This window comes from Streptomyces sp. SID14515, from assembly GCF_010548505.1.
GTDB lineage: Bacteria > Actinomycetota > Actinomycetes > Streptomycetales > Streptomycetaceae > Streptomyces > Streptomyces caviscabies.
In genome coordinates this window covers 178,025-184,293 of record NZ_JAAGMH010000134.1, presented here as the reverse complement: position 1 = coordinate 184,293, position 6,269 = coordinate 178,025, and the positions used below count along the sequence as shown (strand labels likewise).

Genomic DNA, 6,269 nt, shown 5'->3' with positions numbered 1-6,269 from the left:
GTTCCGGCGCTGCGCGGCGGCCGCACGGGCCTCGGGCGTCGGCACTCCGGGACGACGGCCGCGGGCCGGGGCCCCGCCGCCGCGCTTGGTGCCGCGGCCCATGAACGCGCCGCCGCGGCTGCTGCCGCGCTCCTTGGCCGGGGCGGAGATGACGACCGGGACGCCGGAGGGCGCCTGCGCACCGGTGATCCGGCTCAGCTCGGCCTCGCCGGAGCGGACCTGGGCGATCTGCGGGGTGATCCCGGCGTCCGCCATCAGCCGGGTCATCTCACGGCGCTGGTTGGGCAGCACCAGCGTGACGACGCTGCCGGACTCCCCGGCACGGGCGGTACGGCCGCCGCGGTGCAGGTAGTCCTTGTGGTCGCTCGGCGGGTCCACGTTGACGACCAGGTCGAGGTTGTCGACGTGGATGCCGCGCGCCGCGACGTTGGTGGCGACCAGGACCGTGACATGCCCGGTCTTGAAGCGCTCCAGGGTGCGGGTGCGCTGCGGCTGGGACTTGCCGCCGTGCAGCGCCGCCGCCCGGACGCCGCTGTGCAGCAGGTGGTCGGTGAGCTTGTCCACCGCGTGCTTGGTGTCCAGGAACATGATCACCCGGCCCTCGCGGGCCGCGATCTCCGTCGTGGTGGCGTACTTGTCCGCGCCCTGGACGTACAGGACGTGGTGCTCCATCGTCGTGACCGCACCGGCGGCCGGGTCGACGGAGTGCACGACCGGGTCCTTGAGGTAGGTCCGCACCAGCAGGTCGACGTTGCGGTCCAGGGTGGCCGAGAAGAGCATCCGCTGCCCGTCCGGGTTCACCTGGTCGAGCAGCTCGGTGACCTGCGGCATGAAGCCCATGTCGGCCATCTGGTCGGCCTCGTCGAGGACGGTGATGGTGACCCGGTCCAGCCGGCAGTCGCCACGCTCGATCAGGTCCTTGAGACGGCCCGGGGTCGCGACGACGACCTCAGAGCCACCGCGCAGCGCGCTGGCCTGGCGGCCGATGGACATGCCGCCGACCACGGTGGCGATGCGCAGCTTCAGCGACCGGGCGTACGGGGTGAGCGCGTCGGTGACCTGCTGGGCCAGCTCCCGGGTGGGGACGAGGACCAGGGCGAGCGGGCGCTTGGCGTCGGCGCGGCGGCCTGCGGTGCGGGCCAGCAGCGCGAGGCCGAAGGCGAGGGTCTTGCCGGAGCCGGTGCGGCCCCGGCCCAGGACGTCCCGGCCGGCCAGCGAGTTGGGCAGGGTGGCCGCCTGGATCGGGAAGGGCACGGTCATGCCCTCGGCGACCAGCGCCGCCTTCAGCGGTGCGGGCATCTCCAGCTCGCCGAAGGTCTCGGCGGCGGGGAGGGCGGGGGTGACGGTCACCGGCAGGGCGAACTCGCCCTTGGCGCCGGAGGCGGAGCGGCGGCCGTAGCCACCGGACCGGCCCGAGCCGCCGGAGCCGCCGGAGCGCTTGGGTCCGCCGCCGAAGCCAGCGGCCCGGCGCTCGCCGCCGCCGGAGTGACGGGGCGCGCCGCCGGAGCGGGTGCGGGAGAATCGGTCGTTCGAGCGGGGTGCGCGTTCGCGGTTCATGCAGAACCTTTCCTCGATAGGGCACGTATCGAGGGATTCTTTTCGGGAAGCGACCGTGAACGGCACCCAGAATCGCAAGAACGAGCCGATGAAATGACAAAAGAAAACGAAGCCCGGCCGCCGGGAATCAACGCACCGGACGCGGCTTCGTCGGGGGCGCGCAGCGCGGGCCCCGGAAACGACAACGAGCCGGGGCCCGCACCCCAAGGTGCGGGCCCCAGCTGCGCAGTACTACCTGAGTGATCAGGCGGGGGTGATGTTCTCGGCCTGCGGGCCCTTCTGGCCCTGCGTGACGTCGAAGTTCACCTTCTGGCCCTCCTGCAGCTCACGGAAGCCGCTGGCGGCGATGTTGCTGTAGTGGGCGAAGACGTCGGCGCCCCCGCCGTCCTGCTCGATGAAGCCGAAGCCCTTTTCCGCGTTGAACCACTTCACGGTGCCAGTAGCCATGTCATATCTCCTTAGGGGCAGAGCCCGCGGGCCCACACTGTGCGGACCCCACGTCGCCGCGATGATTACCCCGTCCGGAAGAACACCGGAAATACAAAAGTGTGCCCGCCGACATCCGACCGGCAAGAACACTTGAAGTTTTTGGGAACCACAACTGCAACTGAGATCAACACTAGCACGGTGAGGCCGGAGAGGCGGGTGCCTAATATCACCGGCCGTGTCGGAACATAAAAGCCTCATCGCACATTGCGTGAAATTCTGTGCTGACGAATGCAGATATTTTTCGGGGCCGTGCGGAAGCTTCCGCACCCCGGGGCGCGGCGGCGGTCAGCGCTCGGCGGGACCGCCGGAGCGGGCGGACCGGCCGCGCAGCTCCTCGTTGAGGCGCAGCGCCTCCTCCAGCTGGTCCTCCAGGATGACGATGCGGCAGGCGGCCTCGACGGGCGTGCCGGCGTCGACCAGCTCGCGGGCGCGGGCCGCGATGCGCAACTGGTAGCGGGAGTAGCGGCGGTGGCCGCCCTCGGACCGCAGCGGGGTGATCAGGCGGGCCTCGCCGATCGCCCGGAGGAACCCCGGCGTCGCACCGATCATCTCCGCGGCTCGCCCCATCGTGTAGGCGGGGTAATCGTCGTCGTCGAGCCGGTCGGTGGCGTGCGAGGGGGTCTCCGGGGGCATCTGCACCTCTTCCGTCACGCGTGACCGGGGGAACCGGGCGCCGTACGCCTGCGGGGTGCGTCTCTGCCGCGTACCGCTGTTTCACGTGACTGCACAAGAAACCCTAATCGCCCCGCAAGGCCATGTCTATCGCGGCCGGAACAGATTTGGGCCACCGGGACGGGCGCGGCGGATCCGGCGCGACGGATCACTGACCGACCGGTCAGTTGTCGTCGGGAGGACCGCGGGGCCATAATGCACGCGTAGCCCTTCACGCATCCCCCGTCGTGAAGGGCTACACCCCTGTCCGGAGCCCGCTCCGGGCGCCGCGGGGCACAGGTTCATTCACGGGCAAGGGACTCCCCTCGTGGTCCCCTGCCCGTGTTTTTTCGAGTTAACAGTGACGTAGAGTGTTTACGCAAGCTCAGTTCCGACTCCGAGGTGATCGTGGAGGCCCGGATGGCCATGGACGACGGCGATGAACGCGGTCCGGAACCCGTCGGACCCCCCGAGCCGGACGAGCTTCCCCGCCTCGACTCGCTGCGGGAAAAAGTCGAGTACATGGTCGAGAAGACCTTCCCCGGCCAGAAGATCTCGGGCCGGGTCTTCGCCGAGCTGGTCCGCGACCGCGGCGGCTCGCTGTCGCACAGCTACTTCTCCAACATCCTGGCCGGCAAGGTCACCCAGCCGTCCGAGGACATCCTCAAGGCCCTCGGCCTGGGGTTCGGCGTGGACTGGCGCTTCTTCAAGGAGGAGTCCGAGGTCGTCGACGACGTCGTCGCCGGGCTCCAGTTCCTGGCCAAGCGGCGCACCGGCGAGATCAGCGGCCTGGCCGGCCGGGGCCTGGACGAGGACGGGCTCCCGCCGGAACTGCTGCGGTTCGCCCTGTCCCTGCTGGAGGACGCCGCCCGGGAGAAGGACGGCCCCGGCGGAGAGAGCGGCGGGAGAGATTCCGCCGTGCACCACCACCCGGCGGGCCCGGCAGCGTAGCGTCTTCGTCATGTCCCTGCGGAAGCTGCGGAAAGAGTGCGAGGCCGGGCTCGCCGACCTGCCCCTCCCGGTTCCCTTCTCACTGGACGCACTCGTCGCGAACATGGAGGAGACCAGCGGGCGCACCATCCGGCTGCACGAGATGCCGGACCGCCTCGCCCGCGTCAACGCCGCCTGCGGGCTGCGCCTGAAGGCGGGCGACACCAGCCTCGTCCTCTACCGCCGCAGGCCGACCGCGTACCAGACCCAGCACGTGATCCTGCACGAGCTGTGCCACGAGTGGTTCGACCACGGGACGACGCTCGACGCGGAGCAACTGCGCACGCTCCTCCCGGTCTTCGACACCTCGCTGATCGCCCGGACGATCTCGCCGGCCGCCGCCGAGTCCTTCGCCGCCGGCGGCGGCACGGTCCAGGCCCGCGCGCAGTACGACACCCACGACGAACGCATGGCCGAATTCGGTGCGTCCCTGATCCCCCGGATGGCGCGGGACCTCACCACCGATGACATGGTGGGGCGGCTGGACAACTCCCTGTCCCGTCCGGTGGCCAACCGGCGGCGCGGCCTCTTCCCCGGAAGACGGTCCGAAGACGCCTGACACGTGCCACCGCACCGCCCGCGGGCCCACCCGCCCCGCGCTCCCGACCCGAGGACGAACACCGCCGTGACCCCCCTCGATCTCGCCGGCTACCTGATAGCCGGCCTGATGACGGCCGTTGCCCTGTGGCGTATGCCCGCTGCCCTGTGGGGCGACGAGGAGGACCGCAGACGCCGGGCCCTGTGGGGCTGCTACGCCGGATTCGCCGTCGCGCTGTGGACGAAGACCGAGGCGGTGCGCATCGGCCTCAACAACAGCGCCGTCACCGACCTCGCCGTCCTCATCAAGCACTACACCGCCACCGTGGCAATTCTGGCCATCCTCAGCTACATCGTGGCCATCTACGGCAGCTACCCCGAAGAGGGCGCGATCCCCCGCCACGTACGGTTCGCGCGGCTCGTCCAGAAGCTGGCGGCCAAGGCCTCCGTCGCCACCCTGATCCTGCTGACCGTCCTGTTCTTCACCGTCGTCGACCGCTCCGAGCCCTCGGACCGCTTCGTCTCCGACCACGCCGGGGAAGGGGGCGCCACGCTCTACATGAGCGTCTTCTACCTCTACCTCGGTGCCGCGTCCGCCGTGTGCGCCTTCCAGTGGGCGCTGGCCACCCTCGACGCCCGGCGGCGCCATCTGCGCATCGGGCTCGGGATGATGACGTTCGCGATGTTCATCGGCGTCGGCTACACCGTCAGCCGCACGCTCTTCCTGTGGATCAGCGTGGTGGACGAGCCGAGCGAGGCGTTCGCCCTGCGGTTCGACCAGATCACCGAGGCGGCGCAGCTGGTGCTGTTCGCCTTCTTCGCCCTCGGCGCGTCCATCCCCGCCTTCGCGGCCGGCGCGCGCCGGGCCCGGCTGTGGCGGGCCCAGGTCCGGCTGCACGCCCTCTGGTACGAGTTGATGGCCGCGTTCCCGGACCAGCCGTTCGACCCGCCCGCCTCGCTGGCCCGTGAGCTGACCCGCTTCAACGTCCCGGCCGACCTGCGGGTGGACCGCTGGGCCGCCGACATCGCGGACGCGGCCGAGAAGCTGCGCCACTACGTGCCCGACGGGCTGCTCGCCGCCGCCGGGCGGGCCGCCGCCCGCGACACGGACGACCCGCGCCGGGCCGAGTCCCTCACGGACGCCTACTGGATCCGGGCCGCCCTCCTCGCGAAGGACTCCGGCGCACCCGCCGGAGGAGCCGCGCCGGTCGCCGCCCAGCACGCGGCGGACCAGGACGGCGAGGTGGCCCGGCTGGTCCGGGTCGCCGCCGCGTACCGGACGGTCGACGAGGAGCGCGCCCGCGCGGTCCTCGCGGCCGCGACGACCGACACCGCGGACCCGACGACCGCCCGCACCACGGAGACGAGCGCATGACCGGCAACACGGACACCACTGACGGCGCCACCACCGGCGAGGGCACGACCGGCGAGGGCATCCCCACCGCCTCCGCCCGCACCGCCTCCGTGGCGCGCACCGTCACCGACGTCCTCCAGCCGCGCAACGTCCTGCTGGCGGGCATGCTCGGCATCGGCCTGGCGGCGGCGGGCGACTGGACGGGGCTGCTCTGGGGCTTCCTCGGGGCGCTCTGCGCCGGGCTGATCCCGGCGGGGTACATCGAATGGGAGCGCGGGCGCGGCACCTGGGGCGACCGCCATGTGGTGGACCGCACCAAGCGGGCGCCGATCTTCTTCGTGATCCTGGGCTCGATCGGCGCCGGCTCGGTGGTGATGGTGCTGGGCGACGCGCCCACCGGGATCCTCGTCGCGATGCTCGCGCTGTGGGTGATGACGATCGGCCTGCTGGCCGTCAACACGGTGTGGAAGATCTCGGTCGACTCGGCGGTGGCCTCGGCGGCCGTCTCGCTGCTCGCCGTCGTCCACTCCCCCTGGTGGATCGCCGCGTACACGGTGACGGCGGCGGTCTGCTGGTCCCGGGTCGCCCTCGGCTATCACACCGTCGCCCAGACCGTGGCGGGCGCGGGCCTGGGGGCGGCGACGACGGTGGCGTACGTGTTCGTCTGAGGGGTTGCTCAGCCGGGGGGGGC

General features: G+C 71.5%; 7 protein-coding genes. 4 read left to right on the top strand and 3 right to left on the bottom strand.

All coding sequences use genetic code 11. The features are described from left to right. The 3 genes from G3I54_RS32240 to G3I54_RS32230 form a co-directional block, all read right to left on the bottom strand. Positions 1-1,557 (bottom strand): DEAD/DEAH box helicase (locus tag G3I54_RS32240; RefSeq protein ID WP_164619864.1); only part of this gene is annotated, 1,557 nt, incomplete at its 3' end. A 243-nt stretch (positions 1,558-1,800) separates the two neighbouring features. Further along, positions 1,801-2,004: a cold-shock protein gene (locus G3I54_RS32235; protein ID WP_015609674.1), complete on the bottom strand. Its 204-nt coding sequence runs from the start codon at positions 2,002-2,004 to the stop codon at positions 1,801-1,803. 327 nt (positions 2,005-2,331) lie between these two features. Then, entirely contained in the window at positions 2,332-2,679 is a 348-nt protein-coding gene (locus G3I54_RS32230; RefSeq protein WP_103533793.1) for a MerR family transcriptional regulator, read from the bottom strand. Positions 2,680-3,117: 438 nt separating this feature from the next. Between G3I54_RS32230 and G3I54_RS32225 the strand changes: the two genes are divergently transcribed. The 4 genes from G3I54_RS32225 (at position 3,118) to G3I54_RS32210 (ending at position 6,246) form a co-directional block, all read left to right on the top strand. After that, positions 3,118-3,648, top strand: coding sequence for a hypothetical protein (locus G3I54_RS32225; protein WP_164619862.1), 531 nt, complete (start codon positions 3,118-3,120; stop codon positions 3,646-3,648). A gap of 10 nt (positions 3,649-3,658) precedes the next feature. Then, positions 3,659-4,246 carry a toxin gene (locus G3I54_RS32220; RefSeq protein ID WP_164619860.1) on the top strand — a complete coding sequence of 196 codons (588 nt, stop codon included), beginning with the start codon at positions 3,659-3,661 and terminating at the stop codon, positions 4,244-4,246. Positions 4,247-4,312: 66 nt separating this feature from the next. Continuing rightward, entirely contained in the window at positions 4,313-5,599 is a 1,287-nt protein-coding gene (locus G3I54_RS32215; protein WP_164619858.1) for an MAB_1171c family putative transporter, read from the top strand. Continuing rightward, positions 5,596-6,246 carry a hypothetical protein gene (locus tag G3I54_RS32210; RefSeq protein WP_164619856.1) on the top strand — a complete coding sequence of 217 codons (651 nt, stop codon included), beginning with the start codon at positions 5,596-5,598 and terminating at the stop codon, positions 6,244-6,246. Before G3I54_RS32215 ends, G3I54_RS32210 begins: the two co-directional genes overlap by 4 nt. The last annotated feature ends 23 nt before the right edge of the window (positions 6,247-6,269 follow it).